The sequence below is a fragment of the Pseudoclavibacter sp. JSM 162008 genome, assembly GCF_041366455.1.
Classification (GTDB): Bacteria; Actinomycetota; Actinomycetes; order Actinomycetales; family Microbacteriaceae; genus Pseudoclavibacter.
In genome coordinates, this window is record NZ_JBEWYX010000009.1 from 98,406 (window position 1) to 121,273 (window position 22,868).

Below are 22,868 nucleotides of genomic sequence, written 5' to 3' on the forward strand. Positions count from 1 at the left end.
TCAGGCCACGTCCGAGTCCGTTCATCTGAGAGGGATTCCGTGGATATTCTCCTCGTCATCCTGCAGGTCGTGTTGGCCATCACCAGCGTCCTGCTGATCCTGTTCATCCTGTTGCACCGCGGACGAGGCGGCGGACTCTCCGACATGTTCGGCGGGGGCATGGGCTCGAACCTCGGCGCCTCCGGTGTCGCCGAGAAGAACCTGAACCGCATCACGGTGACGCTCGCCGTCATCTGGCTGCTCGCCATCGTCGCCATGGGCATCATCACCCGCATCCAAACGGTCGTGGTGAGCTAGGTGGCACAGGGGGGCTCAGCGATCCGAGGATCGCGTGTGGGTGCCGGACCCATGGGGGAGATGGACCACGGAGTGCACGCTGCGCGCGTGTCGATCTCCTACTGGGATGCGCTCGGCAATGAGACCGTGAGGCACTACTCTGCGGAGATCGCAGAGGAAGACATCCCCGAGCTTATCGACTGCCCGATCTCCGGCCTGCCCGCCGGCCGCGACCGGGACAACCCACCCGCGGCCACGAAGGTCGCGCCCTACAAGACGCACCTCGCGTACGTCAAAGAACGACGAACGAACGAGGAAGCAGAACGACTCCTCGACGAGGCGCTCTCGAAGCTGCGGGAGCGCCGCGGGAAGACGACCACCAAGGGCTGACTCGCCCCGTCGCCTGAACAGGGTGGCGTGGCAGGTACTGCGAAACATGGCTCCGGCCGAGAGCGCTGCTCTCGGCCGGAGCCGTTGTCGTCTCGCCCGAAGTGGGGTCAGCCGAGGGCTTCCGCTGCGGCCGCATCGAGCAGCAAGAGCGTCTCGAGGCGGCCGGTCGCAGCCCCGAGGGGGGATTCCTCTGCCGAGACCCCCTCCGTGGAAGCCAGTCGCACGGCCGACGCCTTCTCGGCACCCGTGACGACAGCCCAGACGCGGGCCGCCTCGCGGATGGCGGGCAGCGTGAGCGTCACCCGCTCAGGTGGCGGCTTCGGCGAGTCACGGATGCTCTCGACGAGCGCGGACGCGGTTTCGAGCCCGGGAGTGCCGGGGAACAGCGACGCGGTGTGACCGTCACCTCCCGCGCCGAGGAGCACGAGGTCCAAGGAGGGGACGCCTCCCGGTACGCCATCCGCCGGAGGAACGATCGCTCGCAGCTCAGCCTCGTACGCGACCGCAGCGTCATCGAGGGTCTCGCCGCTGTCACTCGCCAGCGTCGCGTGCAGGCGTGCCTGCTCGAAGCCTGCCACACCTTTGAGCGCCTCTGCGACGGCGACGACGTTCCGGTCATCATGCCCGGTCGGGACGAAGCGCTCATCGGCGAACCACACGTGCACGCGCGTCCAGTCAAGCCCGGCTCGATCCATCTCGACGACGAAGGCCGGGAGCACCTTCGTCGCGACGGATCCACCGCTCACCGCGACATGCAGCTCTGCCGTGGTCGAGGCGACGAGCTCGACGAACCGGCGTGCAGCGTTCTCCGCGACCGCGGCGACAGAGGGCTCGACGTGACGGACCCGTGTCGCCTGCGTCATTCGCTTCCCTCGCCGGTCTTCTCGGTGGTCTCCTCGGCCACGTGAGCGTGGGCTTCCGCCGCGGCGGCGGCAACAAGCACCTCTCCGAACACTCGGTCGGGTCCAAGCGAGCGCAGCTCTTCGGCGAGCACGTCGGGGAGGTCCCGGACCGGCATCGGGATCTTCTGCTCCGGCTGACCTGGCTGTGTCAGCACGACCGCGGAGTCGCTCACACGCTCGAACGTGACGACGCCGCTCGGACGCGTGAGCTTGATCGCGCGCAGCTGTGCACGTCCGAGTTCCCGGTCCGTCGCCTGCGCGACGCGGACGGGAACCTGCAACGAGAGCTGCAACCACGCCGCCATGAGGAGCGTCGAGGTCTGCGAGGAGCGGCCGATGACCTCCACCTCCTGGATGGGCTCGTACGGGGGCTGGTCCAGCACGGCCGCGATCTGCGCGCGCCAGCTGGTCAGTCTCGTCCACGCGAGGTCGCTGTCTCCGTCACAGAACCCCGCCGCGAGCTTCGCCACGGTCTTCTCACCGTTTGGCGAGCTGCCGGAGTCGACGATGCGGAGCTGTGCGATGCGGCCGAGCGACGACGCGCTCGGTGCGCCGAGGGCGGAGTCCGGCCACCAGGCCACCACGGGAGCGTCGGGCAGGAGGAGGGCCTGCACCAGGGTCTCGGGGTCGTCGGAGGCGGGTCCGGAGACGTGGAGGACGATGACCTCGCTCGCTCCGGCGTCTCCACCGACCCTGATCTCCGCGTCCATGTTGGGGACCTTCGCGTCACGATCGACGACGTGGATCACGATGACGCGCATGGGATGCTCGCCGGAGGCCGAGTTCGCAGCGGCGATAGCTGCCTCGCCGCGCCGTTCGCCGGTGGAGATGACGAGGGTGAGCACGCGTCCGAGCGCGACTGCGCCGCCCTCCTCTCGCATGGAGACGAGTCGCTTCGAGACGGCCGAGGTCGTCGTATTGCCGAGTTCGATGATCACGGGCGCCTCCAGGTGCGGCCATCGCGGGCGAGCAGGGCTGTGGCCGAGGCCGGGCCCCAGCTGCCGGGTTTGTAGAGTTCGGGTTGTCCCTGGGTGGCCCAGTACTCCTCGACGGGGTCGAGGATCTTCCAGGAGAGCTCTACCTCCTCGTGGCGGGGGAACAGGGGAGGATCGCCGAGCAGCACGTCGAGGATGAGGCGCTCGTAGGCCTCCGGGCTCGACTCGGTGAATGCGTGTCCGTAGCCGAAGTCCATGGTCACGTCCCGCACGTGCATGCCGGAGCCCGGGATCTTCGAGCCGAACCGGATCGTGACGCCCTCATCCGGTTGGACCCGGATGACCAGCGCGTTCGGTCCGAGCGAGGTGCGCTGGGCTTCGTCGAACAGGTACAGGGGGCCCTGCTTGAACGTGACGGCGATCTCGGTCACGCGACGACCGAGCCGCTTGCCCGTGCGCAGGTAGAACGGCACTCCGGCCCAGCGACGTGAGTCGAGCTCGACTCGGAGCGCCGCGTAGGTCTCGGTGGTCGACTTGGGGTTCATGCCGTCCTCTTCGAGGAACCCACGCACGAACTCGCCGCCCTGCCAGCCGGAGCCGTACTGGCCTCGAGCCGACGCGAGCGACAGGTCGTGGGGGAGGCGAACAGCCGCGAGGGCCTTCTCCTTCTCCTGGCGGAGGTCCTTCGCGTTGAAGGACAGCGGCTCCTCCATGGCGGTGAGGGCGAGCAGCTGCAAGAGGTGGTTCTGGATGACGTCGCGTGCAGCGCCCACGCCGTCGTAGTAGCCGGCGCGGCCGGAGACGCCGATGTCCTCGGCCATCGTGATCTGGACATGGTCGACCGTGTTGGCGTTCCACAGCGGCTCGAACATGGAGTTCGCGAAGCGCAGCGCGAGGATGTTCTGCACCGTCTCCTTGCCGAGGTAGTGGTCGATGCGGAAGATCGCGTCGCTCGCGAAGACCGACTCGACGATGCTGTTCAGCTCGCGCGCGGAGGCCAGGTCATGGCCGAAGGGCTTTTCGATGATGACGCGCCGCCACGAGTCCTGGCGTTCCTCGGCGAGCCCGGATCGGCGCAGCTGAGTTGTCACCTCTGGGAAGGAGCGGGGCGGAATCGAGAGGTAGAACGCGTGGTTGCCTCGCGTGCCCTGCTCGTTGTCGAGCTCGTCGAGGACGACCTTGAGGGAGTCGAACGAGGCGTCGTTGTCGAACTCCCCGGAGACGAAGCGGATGCCTTTGGCGAGCTGCGTCCAGACGTCCTCGTTGAAGGGCGTCCGCGCGTGCTGCTCGACGTTCTCCTTCACGAACGCGCGGAACTCGTCGTCGGACCACGGCCGACGAGCGAACCCGACGAGGCCGAACGACGGGGAGAGCAGACCGCGGTTCGCGAGGTCGTAGACCGCCGGGAGCAGCTTCTTCCTGGAGAGGTCTCCCGTGACTCCGAAGATGACGAGACTTGAGGGTCCCGCGATGCGGCGCAGGCGCCCATCGTCGATGGACCTGAGGGGGTTGTTGTCCGCGCTGATGTCGACTGGCGTCACAGCGTCGCCTCCTTGTTTTCTAGGCACGGGTTGCGTGCTCCCGTGTGTGTCCTGCAGACACGAGCGCGGGGATGCGATGGTGCTCGCATCCCCGCCTCGCTGATCGGTTAGCGCGAGATGGCGCCGAGGAGCGCGTCGAGTCCGCTGCCGGATTCGCCGAGGTCGATGCGCAGCACAGGCTGCGCGTGCGACTCGAGCACGGAGGCATCACCAGCGGCCTGCGCCGAGATGAGCGTGCCGAAGGTGAACGGACGCTCGGGGATCTCGAGGTCGTCCTTCTCTCCGGACGTGATCTGCAGGAAGGTGCCGACCTTCGGGCCGCCCTTGTGGAACTGCCCGGTGGAGTGCAGGAAGCGCGGCCCCCACCCGAAGGTGACGGGACGTCCTGAGCGCTTCGCGAGCTCGTCGCGAAGCGCTTCGAGTGCGCCGAAGCGATTCCGGTCGACATAGGCCTGCACTGAGAGGTAGCCGTCCGCTGGGATGAGGGCCACGAGTGCGTCGATGGCCCCTTCCAGCGTGCTCTGCCCGGCGACGACGGTCTCGCTGCCGCGCACCTCGACGCCCTCCGCGACGAACGCGGCAGGCGTGGGCTCCGGTGTCGCTTCCAGGAGTCCGCGTGCGGCGACCTTTGCCGACTCGACGTCGGGCTGGTCGTAGGGGTTGATGCCGATGACGGCGCCCGCGACAGCGACAGCAGTCTCCCAGAGCACGAACTGGCCCCCGAGCGAACCGGAGACGGTGATGTCGTCGCCCGCTGCCGGGATCGACTCAGCGTCGGCAACCACGCGAACGAGCTGCAGGTCGGCCGGGCGAGCGTCGATCTCCGGAGCACCTGGGGTGAGGACGACGGGCAGGATGCCGAGGTCGTCCTTTCCGGTCGACTCGGCGATGAGCTGCTCGACCCAGTCGCCGAAGCCGACGATGGATGTGCCGTCGTCGACGATGCCGAGGAATCGCTTCGCGGCGATCGCGGCGCCGAGGACGAGGGCAGGGTTGCTCTCGTCATCGATGGCGACGGCCGTCGCGGCGACGCCGGCGTCATCGAGGAGGGCGGCGATGTCGACGCCCGCCAGCCCGGAGGGCACGAGGCCGAACGCGGTCAGCGCCGAGAAGCGTCCGCCGACGTGCGGGTCGGCCAGGAACACCCGGTAGCCCGCCGCCCGAGAGGCTTCCTCCATGGGCGAGCCGGGATCGGTGACGATCACGACTCGGCCGGCCGGGTCGATGCCGGCCGCTTCGAATGCGCTCACGAACGCTCGGCGCTGCGAGTCGGTCTCGACCGTGGAGCCGGACTTGGACGACACGACGATCGCCGTGCGCTCGAGGCCTTCCTCGACCGCTGCACGAACCTGTGCTGGGTCGGTGGAGTCGAGCACGACGAGCTCGACGCCCGCGGTGCGCGTGATGACCTCGGGGGCCAGGGACGATCCGCCCATCCCGCAGAGCACGAATCGGGTGATGCCTGCCGACGCGAACTCGTCCCGCAGCGCGATGATGCCGTCGACCAGTTCGCGCGAGACCTCGTGCGCGCGCGTCCAGCCGAGGCGGATTGCCGATTCGGCCTCGGCTGCCGCACCCCACAGGGTGGCGTCCTGCGCGAAGAGTCGCGACGCGAATCGCTCGGCGACGAGCTCGCCGACCTTTGCGGTGGCCGCTGCGTTCGCGGCACCCGCGGTGCTGACCTTGATGCTCACGGCGGTTCCCCTAGGCCTTCGCCGCGGCAGCCTTGAGCTGCGAGTCGACGGTTGCCTTGAGCTCCTGCCAGGAGACGATGAACTTGTCGACGCCCTCGGTCTCGAGCTGCTCCGTGACCTCGACGTAGCTCACGCCGAGCGCCTCGAGTTCGTCGAGCGTCGTGTTGGCCGCGTGGGCGGTTCCCGCGACGGTGTTGCCCGTGATGACCCCGTGGTCGGCGACGGCTTCGAGCGTCTTCTCCGGCATCGTGTTGACCGTGTTGGGCGCGACGAGCTCGGTCACGTAGAGCGTGTCGGGCAGCGCCGGGTCCTTGACGCCAGTGGATGCCCAGAGCGGGCGCTGCACGTGCGCGCCCTCGGCGAGCAGCAGCTTCGCGCGCTCGCTCGAGAACTCCTCTTCGAAGGCTGCGTAGGCGAGGCGGGCGTTTGCAAGAGCAGCACGGCTCTTGAGCGCGGTCGCCTCGTCGCTCCCCGCGGCCACGAGTCGCTTGTCGATCTCGGCGTCGACGCGCGAGACGAAGAACGATGCGACGGAGCGGATCGTCGACAGGTCGTGCCCGCGCTCCTTGGCCTGCTCGAGACCGGACAGGTACGCGTTCACGACCTCGCGGTAGCGGCTGAGGCTGAAGATCAGCGTGACGTTGACGCTGATGCCGGAAGCGATGACCTCCGTGATGGCCGGGAGGCCTTCGACGGTCGCCGGGATCTTGATCATGGCGTTCTTGCGGTCGACCGTGGCCCAGAGTCGCTTGGCCTCCTCGATCGTCGCTGCGGTGTCGCGGGCGAGCTCGGGGGAGACCTCGATCGAGACGCGCCCGTCGAGGCCGTCAGTGGCCTCGTAGATCGGCAGGAAGAGGTCGCACGCGGAGCGCACGTCGTCAGTGGTGATCTCGAAGATCGCCTCGTCGATGCTCGCGCCGCGGGCCTGCAGCTCGGCGACCTGCGTGTCGTACGCGTCGCCCTTGCTGAGGGCTCCGGCGAAGATCGTCGGGTTCGTCGTGACGCCGACGATGCCGCGTTCGGCGATGAGGCGCTCGAGCGCGCCCGACTCGAGGCTTGAGCGCGAGAGGTCGTCGAGCCAGATGCTGACGCCGGCCTCGGCGAGTGCTGCTGTGGGTGTTGAAGTCATTGTTGGTGTTCCTTCGCGTAGCTGATGAGGAAGAGCGGTGATTCGCAGGGGAGCGCTACTGCGCGAGCGACTCGAGCGCCGCGTCGACGACGGCCTCTGCCGTGATGCCGTAGGCCTTGTAGAGCTCCGGCTGGTCTGCGGATGCGCCGAACGTCTCGATCGAGATGCTGCGGCCCTTGGGACCCACGAACTGGAGCCATGGCAGTGCGAGCCCTGCCTCGATGCTCACGCGAGCCTCGACGGCAGCTGGGAGGACGTGCTCCCGGTAGGCCGCGTCCTGCTCGGCGAACCACTCGAAGCTCGGGACGGACACGACGCGCGTGGGGTGTCCTTGCTCCTGGAGCGTCTCACGTGCTTCCAGCGCGTACTGGACCTCGGAGCCGGTGGCGAGCACGATGACCTCGGGCGTGCCGCCGGAGGCTTCCGCGAGGACGTAGGCGCCTCGCTTCGTTCCGGCGGCGGAGCCGAACTCCTGCTCGTTGGCGTCTCCGGTTCCGCGTGCGATGACGGGGAGGTCCTGGCGCGAGAGGATGAGGCCGGTCGGGCCGCCTCGGCGGCTCACGACCTCGAGCCAGGCCGCCGCCGTCTCCGGTCCGTCCGCTGGGCGGACCACTGCGAGGTTCGGGATGGCGCGGAGCGCCGTGAGGGACTCCACGGGCTGGTGCGTCGGGCCGTCGCCACCGAGGGCGATGGAGTCGTGCGTCCACACGAAGATCGACGGGATGTTCATGAGCGCAGCGAGGCGAACGGAGGGACGCATGTAGTCGCTGAACATCAGGAACGTGCCGCCGAACGCGCGAGTCTTGCCGTGCAGCGTGATGCCGTTGAGGATCGCGCCCATGGCGTGCTCGCGGATGCCGAAGTGCAGCACCCGTCCGTAGGGGTTGCCGGTCCAGCTCGACGTCGAGAACTGCGAGGGGATGAAGGACGCGGCCCCGTTGATGGTCGTGTTGTTGGAGCCGGCGAGGTCGGCCGAACCGCCCCAGAGCTCCGGGAGCTGGGCTGCGAGTGCGTTGATGGCCTCGCCCGACGCCTTGCGGGTGGAGACCTTGGCGACGCCCGCGAAGTCCGGCAGCGCGTCGTCGATGCCCTCGGGCAGCTCGTCGGCCTCGAGTCGCTCGAGCAGCTCGGCGCGCTCGGGGTTCGCGCTCTTCCAGGCGTCGAAGCCCTGCTGCCACTCAGCGCGCACCGGAGCCGCGCGGTCGGCGAGTCCTCGCGTGTAGGCGAGCACGTCATCGGCGACCTCGAAGCTCTGCTTGGGGTCGAATCCGACGAGGCTCTTGACCGCCTCGAGCTCGGTCTCACCGAGCGCAGAGCCGTGGATGCCGCCGGTGTTCTGCTTGGTCGGGCTCGGCCAGCCGATGATGGTCTTCAGGACGATGATCGATGGGCGCCCGGTCTCGGCCTGGGCCTGGAGCGTCGCGTCGTGCAGTGCGGAGAGGTCCTCGTGGTACTGCTCGCCCGCGGTCCAGTCGACCGTCTGGACGTGCCAGCCGTAGGCCTCGTAGCGCTTGGCGACGTCTTCCGTGAAGGCGATGTCGGTGTCGTCCTCGATGGAGATCTGGTTGGCGTCGTAGAAGACGATGAGGTTGCCGAGCTCCTGGTGGCCCGCGAGCGAGGAGGCCTCGCTCGTCACGCCCTCCTGCAGGTCGCCGTCGCTGGCGATGACGTAGACGCGGTGGTCGAAGGGGCTCTCCCCGGGAGCGGCCTCGGGGTCGAAGAGTCCGCGTTCGAAGCGCTGCGCGTAGGCGAAGCCCACTGCGGAGGCGAGCCCCTGGCCGAGTGGCCCCGTCGTCATCTCGACGTGGTCGGTGTGGCCGAACTCCGGGTGGCCCGGCGTCTTGGAGCCGAGCTGGCGGAGCTGCTTGAGGTCGTCGAGCTCGAGACCGAAGCCGCCCAGGTAGAGCTGGGTGTACTGGGTCAGCGAGGAGTGTCCCGCCGAGAGGATGAAGCGGTCGCGACCGATCCAGTGGGGGTCCTTCGGATCGACCCGCATCACGTGCTGGTACAGCAGCGTCGCGAGGGGGGCGAGGCTCATCGCCGTGCCAGGGTGCCCACCCTTCGCCTTCTCAACTGCGTCCGCCGCCAAGATCCTTGCTGTGTCGACTGCACGTCGATCGAGCTCAGACCACTCAAAATTCGTCACACTGCGTCCCGTCGTCGTTGGGAAAGGGCCGCCTCACAGCCTATCGCCACGTCGGGTCCGCGCGGGAGGAACGGCATCCAGTTCTCGGTCATGTTTCTCCGTGCGACGGGCCTCACGGTCCGCGACGGCAGCTGTGACCGGCTGGCACGCCCCGGAATGGGGAGCCGTTCTCAGCGAGACCAGATAGAATTGCCAGGAGATTTCGAGCGAAGAGGACTTGGTGGCTTTGTCTGTCGATGAACTAGTGGCTGTCGCACCCCCGCAGCGAGCGACGTTGGGGCGCAAGGCGAAGGCCTACCTGGCGCTGACGAAGCCGCGCATCATCGAGCTCCTCCTCATCACGACGGTGCCGACGATGTTCCTCGCGCAGGGCGGCGTGCCGAACCTGTGGCTCGTCCTCGGGGTCGTGCTGGGCGGCGCCATGTCCGCGGGCAGCGCAAACGCCTTCAACTGCTACATCGACCGCGACATCGACCGCCTGATGAAGCGCACCGCGAAGCGTCCCCTGGTGACGGGGGAGCTGACTGACCGCGAGGCTCTCGTCTTCGCGTTCGCCCTCGGCATCCTGTCAACGGTCGTGCTGTGGCTTGTCGCCAACCCGCTGACCGCGGCGCTCTCCGTCGGCGCCATCCTGCTGTACGTCGTCTTCTACACGATCGTGCTCAAGCGCCGCACCGAGCAGAACATCATCTGGGGCGGCGTCGCGGGCTGCATGCCCGTTCTCATCGGCTGGGCCGGCGTCACGAACTCCCTCAGCTGGGCGCCGTTCGTGCTGTTCGCCATCATCTTCCTCTGGACCCCGGCCCACTACTGGCCGCTCTCCGTCAAGTACCGCGACGACTACGCGAAGGCGAGCGTCCCGATGCTGTCGGTCACAGAGGGGGAGCTGTCGGTCTCGCTGCAGACCGTGCTCTACGCCTGGGCGACGGTCATCTGCTCGCTCCTGCTGGTCCCGATTGCGGGCATGGGCTGGCTGTACACGTCCGTCGCTGTGCTGTCGGGTGCGTGGTTCCTCTACGAGGCGCACGTGCTCTACTACCGCACCATCACGGGCAAGGGCGGGAAGCCGATGAAGGTCTTTCACCTCTCCATCACGTACCTCACGCTCGTCTTCGTGGCAGTCGGCATCGACCCGCTGATCTCCTAGTGCGGGGCAGCAGCCATTGAGATCGGCCCGGCGGAGCATCCCTCCCGCCGGGCCGATCTCTCTGTTCCCGCTTCTCCCCGAGCTGCAGGCCCACCGTCGTCTGAACGAGAAAGCCCCGGCGAGACACGGTCTCGTCGGGGCTTCTCTGCACTCGGCTCGAAGCCGGCGAGGTCAGGCGCGCTGCGGGCGTCCTTCGCGGCGGATGGTCGCCACCGCGGTCGTGGCGACAGCGATGGTCGTGACCGAGAGCACCATGTGCACGATCACGAGGGTGATGGGAAGGCCTGTGCGTGCCTGCCAGATGCCGACGCCCGCCTGCGCGACGATGAGCGCGAGCAGGCCCAGCGAGACCTTGCGGGTGGCCGGGAACCTCCGCACCGCGGCCAGAACGGCGAACGCGAGGGAGCAGGCCAGCAGGATGTACGCGGGCCAGGAGTGGACGTGCTGCATGACGACGGGATCGAGCCCGTTCCTCGAGGCCGCCGAGTCTCCCGCGTGCGGACCGGATCCCGTGGTCAGCGCGCCGACGAACACCGTCACCCAGACCCACACGTTGACCACGACCGCGAGCGTGAGCACGAGACCCGCCCGGCTGACGTCGAGTCGCGTTCCGACCTCGGGGACCGGCTCGCCGCGTCGCACACGAAAGAGCAGGACGGCGGCGATCGCGACGATGAGGCCGGAGATGAGGAAGTGGAGGCCCACGATGTCCGGGTTGAGGCCGGTGAGCACGGTGATGCCGCCGACGATCGCCTGGACGATGATCAGCACGCCGATCGAGAAGGCCGGAACGGCGAGGCGCATCCCGCGCGGGCGCACCCTCAGGACCGCCAGGAACAGCAGGAGGGCGATGACGCACAGGATGAACGTCAGCAGACGGTTCCCGAACTCGATGACACCGTGGATGCCCATCTCGGGCGTGTTGATGAGCGATTCGTCCGTGCAGTACGGCCACGTGGGGCAGCCCAGACCCGAACCGGTGAGTCGGACGAGCCCGCCCGTGCCGACGATGGCGATGTTCGCGATCAGGCTCGCCCACGCCAGGAAACGCGTGTAGCGCGTGATGCCGGTGGGCATCACGCGCGCACGGATGGCGTCCGCTCGTGAGGGACGGACGGGAGCGACTTGCGCGGTCACGAGTTCCTTTCAGACGCCTGGCTTGTCTGGCGTAGGATAGAAGGTGTTGTCTTCGCTCGGGACGTGTGCCCGAATCGCGGCGCAGGGAACAATGGAGGCCCTTCGCGGGTTCCATTCTACGAGAGGTAGACGCACGCCGTCTTCCCGAGCGACCGCGGGCCCACCGGCCGTAGACCCACATGCGAGACGAACGCCGGCGTGAAGCCGGGCGAGCGGCCGCACGTGCACAACGACTTCAGAGATGAGAGAGACGAGGCAGACATGTCAGATGTCCTGATCGATCGCCCAGAACTCGAGGGCCTCGGCCGCTATGAGTTCGGCTGGGCAGACTCCGACGTTGCGGGATCGTCCGCGAAGCGAGGCATCAACGATGCCGTCGTCGCCGACATCTCGCGCCTGAAAGACGAGCCTGAGTGGATGCTCAAGACGCGCCTCAAGGGCTACAAGATGTTCGAGCGGAAGCCGATGCCGAACTGGGGTGCAGACCTCTCCGGCATCGACTTCGACAACATCAAGTACTTCGTGCGGTCGACGGAGAAGCAGGCCCAGACGTGGGAGGACCTGCCCGACGACATCAAGAGCACCTACGAGAAGCTCGGCATCCCCGACGCAGAGCGTCAGCGCCTCGTCGCCGGCGTCGCGGCTCAGTACGAGTCCGAGGTGGTCTACCACCAGATCAACGAGGAGCTCGAGAAGCAGGGTGTCATCTTCATGGACACCGACACGGCGCTCCGCGAGCACCCGGAGTTCTTCGAGGAGTACTTCGGCACCGTCATCCCCTCCGGGGACAACAAGTTCGCGGCCCTGAACACGGCCGTCTGGTCGGGCGGCTCGTTCGTCTACGTGCCGAAGGGCGTGCACGTCGAGATCCCGCTGCAGGCCTACTTCCGCATCAACACGGAGAACATGGGTCAGTTCGAGCGGACGCTGATCATCGCCGATGAGGGCAGCTACGTCCACTACATCGAGGGCTGCACGGCTCCCATCTACAAGTCCGACTCCCTGCACTCGGCGGTTGTCGAGATCATCGTGAAGAAGAACGCCCGCGTTCGCTACACGACGATCCAGAACTGGTCGAACAACGTCTACAACCTCGTCACGAAGCGCGCGATCGCCGAAGAGGGCGCGACGATGGAGTGGGTCGATGGCAACATCGGCTCGAAGGTCACCATGAAGTACCCGTCGATCTACCTGGTCGGCGAGCACGCCAAGGGCGAGACCATGTCCGTGGCCTTCGCGGGTCCCGGCCAGCACCAGGACGCCGGCGCCAAGATGATCCACATGGCTCCGTACACGCAGTCGTCGATCACGTCGAAGTCGATCGCGAGGGGTGGGGGACGAGCCGGCTACCGAGGCGAGGTCCGCATCGATGCCAAGGCTCACCACTCATCGAACAGCGTCGTCTGCGACGCGCTGCTCGTCGATACGCAGTCCCGTTCTGACACGTACCCCGCGATCGACATCCGGGTCGACGACGTGCAGCTCGGCCACGAGGCCACCGTCACGAAGGTGTCGGAGGAGCAGCTCTTCTACCTCATGAGCCGCGGACTCCCGGAGACCGAGGCCATGGCCATGATCGTTCGCGGCTTCATCGAGCCCATCGCTCGCGAGCTGCCGATGGAGTACGCGCTGGAACTCAACAAGCTCATCGAGATGAGCATGGAAGGATCGGTCGGCTAGATGACGACGCAGGTGACGAGCGAGCAGATCAACCCGCTCGGTCTCAACAAGCACAGCCATGGGCCCGGCTCCGAGGTGCCGGTGCAGACGAGGTCGGAGCGCTTCACCTCCTTCGACTTCGCCGACTTCGCACCGCTCAGCGGCCGCGAGATCGAGTGGAAGTACACTCCCGTCGCGAAGCTCGACGCGCTCATCAACGGCACGCTCACCGGAACCCGCTCCGAGCTCGACTTCTCGGAGACCGAGGGCGTCGCGGTGAGCTGGATCCCGCGTTCGGATGCGCGCATCGGCTCCGCAGGAAAGCCAGAGGACCGCGCCTCCGCCAACGCCTGGACGAACTTCGAAGAGGCGCTCCTCGTCGAGGTGTCGGGCGAAGACGACAAGCAGTTCGTCCTCGACCGCAAGGGCTTCGGCGACGCCGCACTCGCGGCCCACGTCGTGATCGACATCAAGCCGCACGCCAGGGGCCTCATCATCCTCCGCCACACCGGCGAGGCGACGGTCGCCGAGAACGTCGAGATCCTCGTCGGCGACGGCGCGAACGTCACGGTCGTCTCCATGCAGGAATGGGAGGACTCCGCGCAGCACCTCTCGACGCACTTCCTGTCCGTTGGGCGCGACGCGTTCATCAAGCACATCGTGGTCTCGCTCGGCGGTGGCATCGTGCGGCTCAACCCGACGCTCCAGCTCAATGCGCAGGGCGCGGATGGCGAGCTCTACGGGCTGTACTACTCCGACGCCGGCCAGCACCTCGAGCACCAGGTCTTCGTCGACCACAATGCGCCGCACACGCGCAGTCGCGTCAACTACAAGGGGGCGCTGCAGGGTGAGGGCGCGCGTGCCGTCTGGATCGGTGACGTGCTCATCCGCCGCAACGCACCCGGCACCGACTCCTACGAGCAGAACCGCAACCTCGTCCTCTCGGAGGGGACGCGCGCTGACTCGGTTCCGAACCTCGAGATCGAGACCGGCGACATCGAGGGCGCGGGGCACGCATCTGCGACCGGTCGCTTCGATGACGAGCAGCTCTTCTACCTGATGAGCCGCGGCATCTCCGAGGCCATGAGCCGTCGCCTCGTGGTGCACGGCTTCCTCAACGAGATCGTCCAGCAGATCGGCAACGAGGAGATCGCAACCCACCTTCGGGACGCGCTCGAACGCGAGCTCAACGAGGGCGCAAGTCCTCTGCTCGTCGCAGAGCGATGACCTCGGTGCGTCTCTGCGCGGCAGACGACGTTAAGGTCGAGGCGCCGCAGCGCTTCGAGATCGAGGGGCAGGCCATCTGCGTCGTCCGGGACTCGGCCGGTGAGCTCTTCGCTCTCGGGGACCGATGCTCGCACGGAGACATCTCGCTTGCCGAGGGCTTCGTGGAGGACGACTCGATCGAATGCTGGGCGCATGGCTCCCAGTTCTCGCTCAGAACCGGGTGGCCACGCACCCTCCCCGCCTACGAACCAGTGCCCGTGTACCGCATCCAGGTGCAAGCGGGCGACATCTACATCGACCCCACTCCAATCTTCGAGGAGAAGAGCTAGCACATGTCCACGCTGCAGATATCCGACCTCCACGTCACGGTCGAGACCGACCAGGGCACCAAGGAAATCCTCCGCGGTGTCGACCTGACGATCAACCAGGGCGAGATCCACGCCATCATGGGCCCGAACGGCTCAGGCAAGTCGACGCTCGCGTACACGATCGCGGGCCACCCCAAGTACGAGGTGACGAGCGGCTCGATCACGCTCGACGGCGAGGACGTCCTCGAGATGTCCGTCGACGAGCGGGCGAAGGCCGGCCTCTTCCTCGCCATGCAGTACCCCGTCGAGATCCCCGGTGTGACGGTGGCGAACTTCCTGCGCACCGCGAAGACCGCCGTCTCCGGCGAGGCACCGCCCCTGCGCCCGTGGCTCAAGGAGGTCAAGTCCTCCATGTCCGCACTGCGCATGGACCCGGTCTTCTCCGAGCGCAACGTCAACGAGGGCTTCTCCGGTGGCGAGAAGAAGCGCAACGAGATCCTCCAGCTCGAGCTCCTCAAGCCGAAGTTCGCCGTCCTCGACGAGACCGACTCGGGCCTCGACGTGGATGCGCTCCGCATCGTGTCCGAGGGCGTCAACCGCGTCAAGGAGAACACCGGCCTCGGTGTCCTGCTCATCACGCACTACACGCGCATCCTGCGGTACATCAAGCCCGACTTCGTGCACGTCTTCGTCGCCGGCAAGGTCGCCGACCAGGGCGGTCCCGAGCTCGCCGACCGCCTCGAGAACGAGGGGTACGACCGCTACCTCGCTCAGCAGGTCGAGGCGTAGGATCTCGCCATGGCACTGACGACACTCGAAGCGACACGCTACGACGAGATCGAAGAGGCGCTCAAAGAGGTCGTGGACCCGGAGCTCGGCGTCAACATCGTCGATCTCGGTCTCATCTACGATCTGAACTGGGACGACGACTCCGACGCGCTTGTCATCTCCATGACGCTCACCTCCGCAGGTTGCCCGCTGACTGACGTCATCGAGGCCGACACCGCGCAGGCGCTCGACGGCCAAGTCGAGCGGTTCGTCATCAACTGGGTCTGGATGCCGCCGTGGGGTCCCGAGAAGATCACCGACGACGGGCGCGACATGATGCGCGCCCTCGGGTTCAACATCTGACCCACGTCTGACCGTGATGAGCCCCGCCTCGGCGGGGCTCATTCGCGTCTCGTCTAGACTGGGCAGGTTGTCGGCTACGGGGCCAGCCCGGTCGACCCCGGCGTGGCCCCGACACCCGCCCCTCAGCACTGCACAGCTCGCCCCGCTCTCCACCGAATGGATGCTCTTCTTGCTCGCCGTACATGACCTCGAAATCACCATGGGTGCCCGCACCCTCATGTCGGGAGTCAACTTTCGTGTTGCCGCTGGCGACAAGATCGGCCTCGTCGGTCGCAACGGCGCGGGCAAGACGACGCTGACGAAGATCCTGGCGGGGGACACCCTCCCGACGGCAGGGAAGATCGAACGCCGAGGCGAGATCGGCTACCTCCCGCAGGACCCGCGGAGCGGCGACCCGACGCAGACGGCCCGCACGCGCATCCTGGACGCCAGAGGACTCGGCGAACTGCGTCTCGGCATCGACGAGGCGACCCTCGCGATGGCGGAGGGGTCTCCTGCCGAGCAGGAGGCCGCGATGAAGAAGTACTCGCGCCTCGATGACAGGTTCCTGGCGCTCGGAGGCTACGCGGCCGAAGCCGAGGCCGCGGCGATCGCCAGCAACCTCAAGCTGCCGGACCGCATCCTCGACCAGGAGCTGCAGACGCTCTCGGGTGGACAGCGTCGTCGCATCGAACTCGCCCGGATCCTGTTCTCCGGCGCGGAGACGATGCTGCTCGATGAGCCGACGAACCACCTCGACATCGACTCGGTCATCTGGCTGCGGGAGTTCCTCAAGGGATATGCCGGCGGGCTCATCGTGATCTCCCACGACGTCGAACTCGTCGGCGACACCGTCAACCGCGTGTTCTACCTCGACGCGAACCGCCAGGTCATCGACGTCTACAACATGGGCTGGAAGCACTACCTGCGACAGCGTGAGGCTGACCAGGAGCGCCGCAAGAAGGAGCGGGCCAACATCGAGAAGAAGGCGACCGTGCTGCAGCAGCAGGCCGCCAAGTTCGGTGCCAAGGCGACGAAGGCCACCGCGGCCCACCAGATGGCGCGTCGTGCGGAGAAGATGCTCTCGGGTCTCGAGGAGGTCCGCGTCGCCGACCGGGTGGCGAAGCTGCGCTTCCCGACTCCCGCGGCCTGCGGCAAGACCCCGCTGCGGGCATCGAACCTCTCGAAGTCCTACGGATCGCTCGAGATCTTCACCGCGGTCGACCTCGCCATCGACCGCGGTTCACGTGTCGTGATCCTCGGGCTCAATGGTGCGGGCAAGACGACCCTTCTTCGTATGCTCGCCGGCGTCGATGAGCCGGACACGGGCGCGCTCGAGCCGGGCCACGGCCTCAAGATCGGCTACTACGCCCAGGAGCACGAGACGCTGGATGTCGCCCGCAGCGTCCTCCAGAACATGGTGGGCGTCTCGAGCCACCTCACGGAGACCGAGGCGCGCAAGGTACTCGGCTCCTTCCTCTTCTCCGGGGATGACGTGCACAAGCCGGCGGGGGTGCTCTCCGGCGGTGAGAAGACGCGACTCGCGCTGGCGATGCTCGTGGTTTCCAGTGCCAACGTCCTGCTCCTCGACGAACCGACGAACAACCTCGACCCGATGAGCCGTGAGCAGATCCTGGACGCGCTCGCGCACTACGAAGGCTCAGTCGTGTTGGTCAGCCACGACGAGGGCGCTGTAGAGGCGCTCAACCCCGAGCGGGTGCTCATCATGCCCGATGGGGTGGAGGACCACTGGACGCCCGACTACTTCGACCTCATCACGATGAACTAGGCACGCCGCGCGAACGCTCCTGCCTCACCACGAAGCGCATGCCCCTCGGGGCATGCGCTTCGTTCGTGACGGGGACTGTCAGGCGCCTGCGCGGTCGAGGAGCTCGTCCTCGATCTCCGCATCGGTCCTGCGGCGGCGCCCAGCTCGCTCGCGTTCGCGGGCGAGAGCTTCCCTCACCTTGGGGTCGTCCGGGTTTCGATCGCGGTATTCGGCGCGGAGGCCGAAGATGAGCCCCAGCAGGGCGATGATCGCGAAGATGATCCACTGGAACGCGTAGGACAGGTGATTGCCCTCATCCAGCGCCGGCTTCGTCGTGAGCGCGCCGGTCTCCGCTGACGGCCGTTCGGCAGACAGCAGGCCGTATGCACCCGTGTACACGCGGTCCGCACCGAGCTCTTCGGCGAACTGCGGCAGGTGGATGGTCGCGATCTGTCCGGCCGGAGCGCTGCGACCCGGGATCTCTGGTTCACCGGGTTTAAGTCGTGCCACCACCGTCGCATCACCCTCGGGGGGTGCCGGCACGTGGTCGGGGGAGTCCTGCGCGTCCCCGGTCGGGATCCAGCCGCGGTTCACGATGAAGACCCGTCCGTCCTGAGTCTCGAAGGGGGTCAGGATCTCGAAGCCTGGGAGGCCGTTGTGGGGTCGAGACCGAGCCAGGAGCTGCTCGTCGGTCAGATATCTGCCCTGCAGGAGCACGGGCGTCCACTCCTGGTTGATCGAGAACGCGTCGAGCGACGCGAGCTCCGACTCGATCGGGACCGGTTCCCGGTCGAAGTTGCCGGTGATGCGGGCGTTCTCGGAGACGCGCTCGTCTCGACGCTCGAACTGCCAGTGACTCAGGAAGCCGCACGCTATGGCGAACACGATGAGCAGACCCAGGTAACCGAGCCAGCGCTTCGACAGCGCGAACCGCCAGCGACGCTCGCCGCTCACGCGTGCCCATCCTCGTGGTCGGCCGCCTCGCCCGCGATCGCGGCGGCGGTCACCGGAAAGTCCCGTTGGCGGAGGAAGTCCTCGAGGTAGCCAGCATGCTCGCCGCAAGCGAGCCAGACCTTGCGGCGGGTCTCGTCGTGAATGCGTGGATTGCGCCATTCCAGTCGGGTCGTCGCATCGGCGCTGCAGCCCGCGCGCGAACACCGAGGCTCCGCCTCGGCCGCGTCCAGACCGCCGCCCTGCAGGGCCCCGAGCAGGTCGAAGCCGTCACGCATCCGGCTTGCCTCGCCGCTGGAGGAAGCTCGGCCGCTCCACCCTGCGTGTTCTGCGCTGCGTTGCGGCGTTGGCGATGACGACAGCGAAGTAGGGAAGGAAGATGGCCCCGGCTGCGAACACGAACATCCAGGGTCCGCGCACCCAGATGAGCGCGACGAAGCACGCCACCCTGATCAGCATCATGATGGTGTACTTCTTCATGCGGGCGGCGCGCTCGTCGTACTCGCTGTCCGCCAAGGAGGTGACGTTCGTCGTGTGTGATCGCACGGTGGCAGGTGCTCCTCTCGGCGATCTGCTCAGCTTACTCCTCGCCCCTAGACTGGAGCTCACCGTCTCAAGGGAGCAGCATGACCCAAAGAACCGTCCTCGTCACGGGAGGAAACCGTGGCATCGGCTTCGCCATCGCCGCACACTTCGTCAGCTTGGGGCATCGCGTCGCGGTGACCTCGCGCTCGGGGGAGGGCGGGCCGGAAGGCGCGCTCACCGTGCAAGCTGACGTCACCGACTCGGCAAGCGTCGACGCGGCGTTCAAGGCCGTCGAGCAGGAGCTCGGGGCCGTCGAGGTGCTCATCGCCAACGCTGGCATCACGAAGGACAACCTCCTCCTCCGCATGTCGGAGGACGATTTCCAGCAGGTCATCGACACGAACCTGACGGGAGTCTTCCGCGTCCTCAAGCGCTCTTCGAAGGGCATGCTCAAGGCCCGATTCGGACGGGTCGTCTTCATCTCGAGCGTGGTCGGGCTCTTCGGCTCGCCCGGTCAGATCAACTACTCGTCGGCGAAGGCCGGCCTCGTCGGCATGGCCCGCTCGCTCACCCGCGAGCTCGGCTCGCGCGGCATCACAGCAAACGTCATCGCGCCAGGGTTCATCGAGACCGAGATGACGGCCGTGCTGCCGGAGGACACGAAGAAGGAGTACCTCTCGCAGATCCCCGCCGCGCGCTACGGCAGCGTCGACGAGATCGCGAAGACCGCAGCGTGGCTCGCGAGCGATGACGCCGGATACATCTCCGGCGCCGTCATCCCCGTCGACGGCGGACTCGGCATGGGGCACTAGCGGCGGCCGCCAGGCGAACAGACGAAGGGCCGACCGGATGCACGCATCCGGTCGGCCCTTCGTCTGCGTCGTGGCCGTCAGCCCGCGAGGCCGAGCACGTGCAGCACCTGACGCATGTCGCGATCGGGGAGGCTGATGTGCGCCTGCTCGCGCACGACCGGCTTGGCGTCGAACGCGATCGAGAGTCCCGCCGCCGACATCATGCCGAGGTCGTTCGCGCCGTCTCCGATGGCGACCGTCCGCGACGGGTCGACCCCGAGTTCGTCTGCCCACTCGAGCAGCGTGTCGCGCTTGGCCTCACGACCGATGATGGGGCCGGAGACGCGTCCCGTGAGCCTGCCTTCGATGATCTCGAACCGGTTGGCTCGCCACCGGTCGAGGTCCAGCCTTGCAGCGAGGTCGTCGAGGATCTCATGGAACCCGCCGGAGACGGCAGCGATGTACCCGCCAGCGGCGCGCACGCCCGAAACGAGCTCGGGAACGCCATCGGTGACGACGACCCGGTCGACGACCGAGGCGACGTCGGCGGCAGACACGCCCTCGAGGAGCGCAACACGATGCCGCAGGCTCTCCTCGAAGTCGAGCTCGCCGGCCATGGCGCGTTCCGTGACCTCGGTGACCTGGGCGGTCACGCCGGCGTAGTCGGCGATGAGCTCGATGACCTCGTCCTCGATGAGGGTCGAGTCGACGTCGAGGAGGACCAGGAACGGGGCGCGGGTCAGCGTGCCCGACGTCACGGCTCGACGATCCCGAACTTCTCCACGACGGTGAGGCCCGAGTCGGTGACCGTGAATCCGCGACGGAGGTCATGCTCGCGGTCGACGCCGACGGAGGCGCCCTCCTTGACGATGACGTTCTTGTCGAGGATCGCGCGCCGAACCACGGCGCCGGCCTGCACGTTGACCCGATCGAACAGGATCGAGTCGACGACAGCCGCCCCGGACTCGACGTTGTCCCACGGGCCGAGCACGCTCCGCTCGATGTGCGCGCCTGATATGACGGAGCCGAGGGAGATGATCGAGTCGATCATGGTGCCCGTCGACCCGCGGCTGTCGCGGACGAACTTCGCGGGAGGCGAGTTCAGCTGCTGGGCGAAGATCGGCCACTTCTCGTTGTAGAGGTTGAAGATCGGAAGCGTGGAGATGAGGTCCATGTGCGCGTCGTAGAACGAGTCGATCGTGCCGACGTCGCGCCAGTAGTCGCGATCGCGATCCGTGGAACCAGGAACGACGTTGTCCTTGAGGTCGTAGACGCCGCAGTCACCCTGCGCGACGAAGCTCGGGATGATGTCCCCGCCCATGTCGTGCTTCGAATCCTCGAGCGTGGAGTCGCGGATGACGGCTTCCACGAGCTTGTCCGCAGTGAAGACGTAGTTGCCCATCGACGCCAGGATCTCGCCCGGGCTGTCCGGCAGCCCCTGCGCGTCGTCCGGCTTCTCGAGGAACTCGCGGATGAGCGTGCGGTCGTCCGGGTCGACGTCGATGACCCCGAACTGGTCGGAGAGGGAGATCGGCTGGCGGATGGCCGCGACCGTCGCGCTCCGACCCGAGGCGATGTGCGCCTCGATCATCTGCGAGAAGTCCATGCGGTAGACGTGGTCGGCTCCCACCACGACGACGATGTCCGGCGATTCGTCGTTGATGAGGTTCAGGCTCTGCCTGATCGCGTCAGCCGAGCCCGAGAACCAGCGCTTGCCGAGGCGCTGTTGTGCAGGCACCGAGGCGACGTAGGAGTTGAGCATGGCCGGGAGACGCCACGTGTGCGAGACGTGTCTGTCCAGCGAGTGGGACTTGTACTGGGTCAGGACGACGATCTTGTGAAGCCCGGAATTCACCAGGTTCGAGAGCGCGAAGTCAATGAGTCGATACTGGCCTGCGAAGGGCACAGCGGGCTTTGCCCGGTCTGCAGTGAGCGGCATGAGCCGCTTCCCCTCACCGCCAGCGAGAACGATGCCGAACACATTTGCCTGTGACATGACTCGAGCTTAGGGGTTCCCAGCCCCGCTGTACTACCGTGTAGCCCGTGAGAGTAGATCTGGTAACACGCGAGTATCCACCGGCCGTCTACGGCGGGGCCGGAGTCCACGTCACCGAGCTCGTCAAGGCGATGAGGCGCGACATCGACGTCAACGTCCGCTGCTTCGGCGACGCCCGCGATGAGCAGCAGACGTACGCCTACACGACGCCGCCAGCGCTGCGTTCGGCGAACCCGGCGCTCGGCTTCCTCGGCACCGACCTCGAGATCGCGAACGACATCGAGGGTGCCGACCTCGTGCACTCGCACACCTGGTACGCGAACGCGGCGGGCCACGTCGCGAAGCTGCTCCACGGCATCCCGCACGTCATCACGGCGCACAGCCTCGAGCCGCTGCGCCCGTGGAAGGCGGAGCAGCTCGGCGGCGGCTACCGGCTCTCCAGCTGGATCGAGCAGGTCTCCTATGAGCACGCCGACCGCATCATCGCGGTGAGTCACGGCATGCGAGCCGACATCCTGCGCGCCTACCCCAACCTCGACCCGGACAAGGTGGAGGTCGTCTACAACGGAATCGACCTCGACGCATGGCAGCGGGTCGAGGACCCGGAGGCAGCGCGCGAGCTCGGCATCGACCCCGACCGCCCCGCCGTGGTGTTCGTGGGACGCATCACGCGACAGAAGGGGCTTCCCTACTTCCTTCGGGCGGTCCGCGAGCTCCCTCCGGAAGTCCAGGTCATCCTGTGCGCCGGAGCGCCGGACACCCCCGAGATCGAGGCCGAGGTCGCCGCCCTCGTCGCGCAGCTGCAGACCGAGCGCGACGGTGTGGTCTGGCTCGCAAGGCACCTCAGCAAGAGAGAGATCATGACGGCGCTCTCCGCGTCGACGGTCTTCGCGTGCCCATCGATCTACGAGCCGCTCGGCATCGTCAACCTCGAAGCCATGGCCTGCGGCACGGCAGTCGTCGGAACCGCGACAGGCGGGATCCCCGAGGTCGTCGATGACGGCGTCACGGGTCGCCTCGTGCCGATCGAGCAGGCGACCGACGGCACCGGCACGCCGCTCGACCCTGACAAGTTCGTCGCCGACCTCGCTCGGGTCCTCACCGAGGTCGTCAGCGACCCGGAGACGGCCGCACGCTACGGGAAGGCCGGGCGAGAACGCGCCGAGCGCGAGTTCACCTGGCGGCGCATCAGCGACGAGACCATCGCCATCTACGAGCAGCTCGTTGGCTGACGCG

23 protein-coding genes are annotated in these 22,868 nt (G+C 67.3%); 11 read left to right on the forward strand and 12 right to left on the reverse strand.

Annotation, left to right across the window (positions count from 1 at the left end; all coding sequences use genetic code 11):
* Positions 1–39: 39 nt before the first annotated feature.
* Complete coding sequence (secG, locus tag ABVF28_RS09490; RefSeq protein WP_104241218.1) at positions 40–297, forward strand: preprotein translocase subunit SecG; 258 nt, start codon at positions 40–42, stop codon at positions 295–297.
* On the forward strand, positions 298–666 hold the full coding sequence (locus ABVF28_RS09495; RefSeq protein ID WP_371030302.1) for an RNA polymerase-binding protein RbpA: 369 nt from the start codon (positions 298–300) through the stop codon (positions 664–666).
* A 107-nt stretch (positions 667–773) separates the two neighbouring features.
* Here ABVF28_RS09495 and pgl read toward each other — a convergent pair whose 3' ends face one another.
* The 6 genes from pgl to tkt form a co-directional block, all read right to left on the reverse strand.
* Positions 774–1,529 carry a 6-phosphogluconolactonase gene (pgl, locus tag ABVF28_RS09500; protein ID WP_371030303.1) on the reverse strand — a complete coding sequence of 252 codons (756 nt, stop codon included), beginning with the start codon at positions 1,527–1,529 and terminating at the stop codon, positions 774–776.
* Positions 1,526–2,506 carry a glucose-6-phosphate dehydrogenase assembly protein OpcA gene (locus ABVF28_RS09505; RefSeq protein ID WP_371030304.1) on the reverse strand — a complete coding sequence of 327 codons (981 nt, stop codon included), beginning with the start codon at positions 2,504–2,506 and terminating at the stop codon, positions 1,526–1,528. The genes pgl and ABVF28_RS09505 overlap by 4 nt, the downstream gene beginning before the upstream one ends.
* Positions 2,503–4,044 (reverse strand): glucose-6-phosphate dehydrogenase, encoded by a 1,542-nt coding sequence (gene zwf, locus ABVF28_RS09510; RefSeq protein WP_104311910.1) that lies wholly within the window; start codon positions 4,042–4,044, stop codon positions 2,503–2,505. The genes ABVF28_RS09505 and zwf overlap by 4 nt, the downstream gene beginning before the upstream one ends.
* A 107-nt stretch (positions 4,045–4,151) precedes the next feature.
* Entirely contained in the window at positions 4,152–5,738 is a 1,587-nt protein-coding gene (locus ABVF28_RS09515; protein ID WP_371030305.1) for a glucose-6-phosphate isomerase, read from the reverse strand.
* 10 nt (positions 5,739–5,748) lie between these two features.
* Positions 5,749–6,867, reverse strand: a complete 1,119-nt coding sequence (gene tal, locus ABVF28_RS09520; protein ID WP_179556764.1) for a transaldolase — start codon at positions 6,865–6,867, stop codon at positions 5,749–5,751.
* Positions 6,868–6,922: 55 nt separating this feature from the next.
* Positions 6,923–9,013 (reverse strand): transketolase, encoded by a 2,091-nt coding sequence (tkt, locus tag ABVF28_RS09525; protein ID WP_371030306.1) that lies wholly within the window; start codon positions 9,011–9,013, stop codon positions 6,923–6,925.
* A gap of 244 nt (positions 9,014–9,257) precedes the next feature.
* Between tkt and ABVF28_RS09530 the strand changes: the two genes are divergently transcribed.
* On the forward strand, positions 9,258–10,160 hold the full coding sequence (locus ABVF28_RS09530; protein WP_258068115.1) for a heme o synthase: 903 nt from the start codon (positions 9,258–9,260) through the stop codon (positions 10,158–10,160).
* A gap of 171 nt (positions 10,161–10,331) precedes the next feature.
* Here ABVF28_RS09530 and ABVF28_RS09535 read toward each other — a convergent pair whose 3' ends face one another.
* Complete coding sequence (locus ABVF28_RS09535) at positions 10,332–11,297, reverse strand: heme A synthase (RefSeq protein ID WP_211890488.1); 966 nt, start codon at positions 11,295–11,297, stop codon at positions 10,332–10,334.
* A gap of 261 nt (positions 11,298–11,558) precedes the next feature.
* Between ABVF28_RS09535 and sufB the strand changes: the two genes are divergently transcribed.
* The 6 genes from sufB to ABVF28_RS09565 all read left to right on the forward strand — a co-directional run bounded on the left by sufB (position 11,559) and on the right by ABVF28_RS09565 (position 17,390).
* Entirely contained in the window at positions 11,559–12,977 is a 1,419-nt protein-coding gene (gene sufB / locus ABVF28_RS09540; RefSeq protein WP_179556768.1) for a Fe-S cluster assembly protein SufB, read from the forward strand.
* Positions 12,978–14,183: a Fe-S cluster assembly protein SufD gene (gene sufD, locus ABVF28_RS09545; protein WP_371030307.1), complete on the forward strand. Its 1,206-nt coding sequence runs from the start codon at positions 12,978–12,980 to the stop codon at positions 14,181–14,183.
* Entirely contained in the window at positions 14,180–14,512 is a 333-nt protein-coding gene (locus ABVF28_RS09550; RefSeq protein ID WP_151423449.1) for a non-heme iron oxygenase ferredoxin subunit, read from the forward strand. The genes sufD and ABVF28_RS09550 overlap by 4 nt, the downstream gene beginning before the upstream one ends.
* A gap of 3 nt (positions 14,513–14,515) precedes the next feature.
* On the forward strand, positions 14,516–15,280 hold the full coding sequence (gene sufC / locus ABVF28_RS09555; RefSeq protein ID WP_104252897.1) for a Fe-S cluster assembly ATPase SufC: 765 nt from the start codon (positions 14,516–14,518) through the stop codon (positions 15,278–15,280).
* A 9-nt stretch (positions 15,281–15,289) separates the two neighbouring features.
* Positions 15,290–15,622, forward strand: coding sequence for a metal-sulfur cluster assembly factor (locus ABVF28_RS09560; RefSeq protein WP_104311902.1), 333 nt, complete (start codon positions 15,290–15,292; stop codon positions 15,620–15,622).
* Positions 15,623–15,791: 169 nt separating this feature from the next.
* On the forward strand, positions 15,792–17,390 hold the full coding sequence (locus tag ABVF28_RS09565; RefSeq protein ID WP_371030308.1) for an ABC-F family ATP-binding cassette domain-containing protein: 1,599 nt from the start codon (positions 15,792–15,794) through the stop codon (positions 17,388–17,390).
* A 78-nt stretch (positions 17,391–17,468) separates the two neighbouring features.
* Here ABVF28_RS09565 and ABVF28_RS09570 read toward each other — a convergent pair whose 3' ends face one another.
* Genes ABVF28_RS09570 through ABVF28_RS09580 form a run of 3 tightly spaced genes read right to left on the reverse strand, consistent with a single transcriptional unit; the run spans position 17,469 to position 18,866 of the window.
* A complete protein-coding gene (locus ABVF28_RS09570; protein ID WP_371030309.1) occupies positions 17,469–18,323 on the reverse strand; it encodes an SURF1 family protein in 855 nt (284 codons plus the stop codon).
* Positions 18,320–18,598, reverse strand: a complete 279-nt coding sequence (locus ABVF28_RS09575; RefSeq protein ID WP_306455471.1) for a hypothetical protein — start codon at positions 18,596–18,598, stop codon at positions 18,320–18,322. Before ABVF28_RS09575 ends, ABVF28_RS09570 begins: the two co-directional genes overlap by 4 nt.
* Positions 18,591–18,866 (reverse strand): DUF3099 domain-containing protein, encoded by a 276-nt coding sequence (locus ABVF28_RS09580; protein ID WP_371030310.1) that lies wholly within the window; start codon positions 18,864–18,866, stop codon positions 18,591–18,593. Before ABVF28_RS09580 ends, ABVF28_RS09575 begins: the two co-directional genes overlap by 8 nt.
* Before the next feature lie 80 nt (positions 18,867–18,946).
* Here ABVF28_RS09580 and ABVF28_RS09585 point away from each other — a divergent pair, with 80 nt between their 5' ends.
* A complete protein-coding gene (locus tag ABVF28_RS09585; RefSeq protein WP_104311900.1) occupies positions 18,947–19,657 on the forward strand; it encodes a beta-ketoacyl-ACP reductase in 711 nt (236 codons plus the stop codon).
* 77 nt (positions 19,658–19,734) lie between these two features.
* On the opposite strand, the gene serB is transcribed toward ABVF28_RS09585, so the two are convergent.
* Entirely contained in the window at positions 19,735–20,394 is a 660-nt protein-coding gene (gene serB / locus ABVF28_RS09590) for a phosphoserine phosphatase SerB (protein ID WP_371030311.1), read from the reverse strand.
* A complete protein-coding gene (locus ABVF28_RS09595) occupies positions 20,391–21,632 on the reverse strand; it encodes a glucose-1-phosphate adenylyltransferase (protein WP_371030312.1) in 1,242 nt (413 codons plus the stop codon). The genes serB and ABVF28_RS09595 overlap by 4 nt, the downstream gene beginning before the upstream one ends.
* 47 nt (positions 21,633–21,679) lie before the next feature.
* Here ABVF28_RS09595 and glgA point away from each other — a divergent pair, with 47 nt between their 5' ends.
* Complete coding sequence (gene glgA, locus ABVF28_RS09600) at positions 21,680–22,864, forward strand: glycogen synthase (protein ID WP_104311899.1); 1,185 nt, start codon at positions 21,680–21,682, stop codon at positions 22,862–22,864.
* Positions 22,865–22,868 lie beyond the last annotated feature (4 nt).

Excerpts from the sequence above, each read along its gene's own strand:
- pgl (WP_371030303.1), bottom strand. The coding sequence starts at position 1,529 with ATGACGCAGGCGACACGGGTCCGTCACGTCGAGCCCTCTGTCGCCGCG.
- tal (WP_179556764.1), bottom strand. The coding sequence starts at position 6,867 with ATGACTTCAACACCCACAGCAGCACTCGCCGAGGCCGGCGTCAGCATC.
- sufB (WP_179556768.1), top strand. The coding sequence starts at position 11,559 with ATGTCAGATGTCCTGATCGATCGCCCAGAACTCGAGGGCCTCGGCCGC.
- sufD (WP_371030307.1), top strand. The coding sequence starts at position 12,978 with ATGACGACGCAGGTGACGAGCGAGCAGATCAACCCGCTCGGTCTCAAC.
- ABVF28_RS09550 (WP_151423449.1), top strand. The coding sequence starts at position 14,180 with ATGACCTCGGTGCGTCTCTGCGCGGCAGACGACGTTAAGGTCGAGGCG.
- sufC (WP_104252897.1), top strand. The coding sequence starts at position 14,516 with ATGTCCACGCTGCAGATATCCGACCTCCACGTCACGGTCGAGACCGAC.
- ABVF28_RS09560 (WP_104311902.1), top strand. The coding sequence starts at position 15,290 with ATGGCACTGACGACACTCGAAGCGACACGCTACGACGAGATCGAAGAG.
- ABVF28_RS09575 (WP_306455471.1), bottom strand. The coding sequence starts at position 18,598 with ATGCGTGACGGCTTCGACCTGCTCGGGGCCCTGCAGGGCGGCGGTCTG.
- ABVF28_RS09585 (WP_104311900.1), top strand. The coding sequence starts at position 18,947 with ATGACCCAAAGAACCGTCCTCGTCACGGGAGGAAACCGTGGCATCGGC.
- ABVF28_RS09595 (WP_371030312.1), bottom strand. The coding sequence starts at position 21,632 with ATGTCACAGGCAAATGTGTTCGGCATCGTTCTCGCTGGCGGTGAGGGG.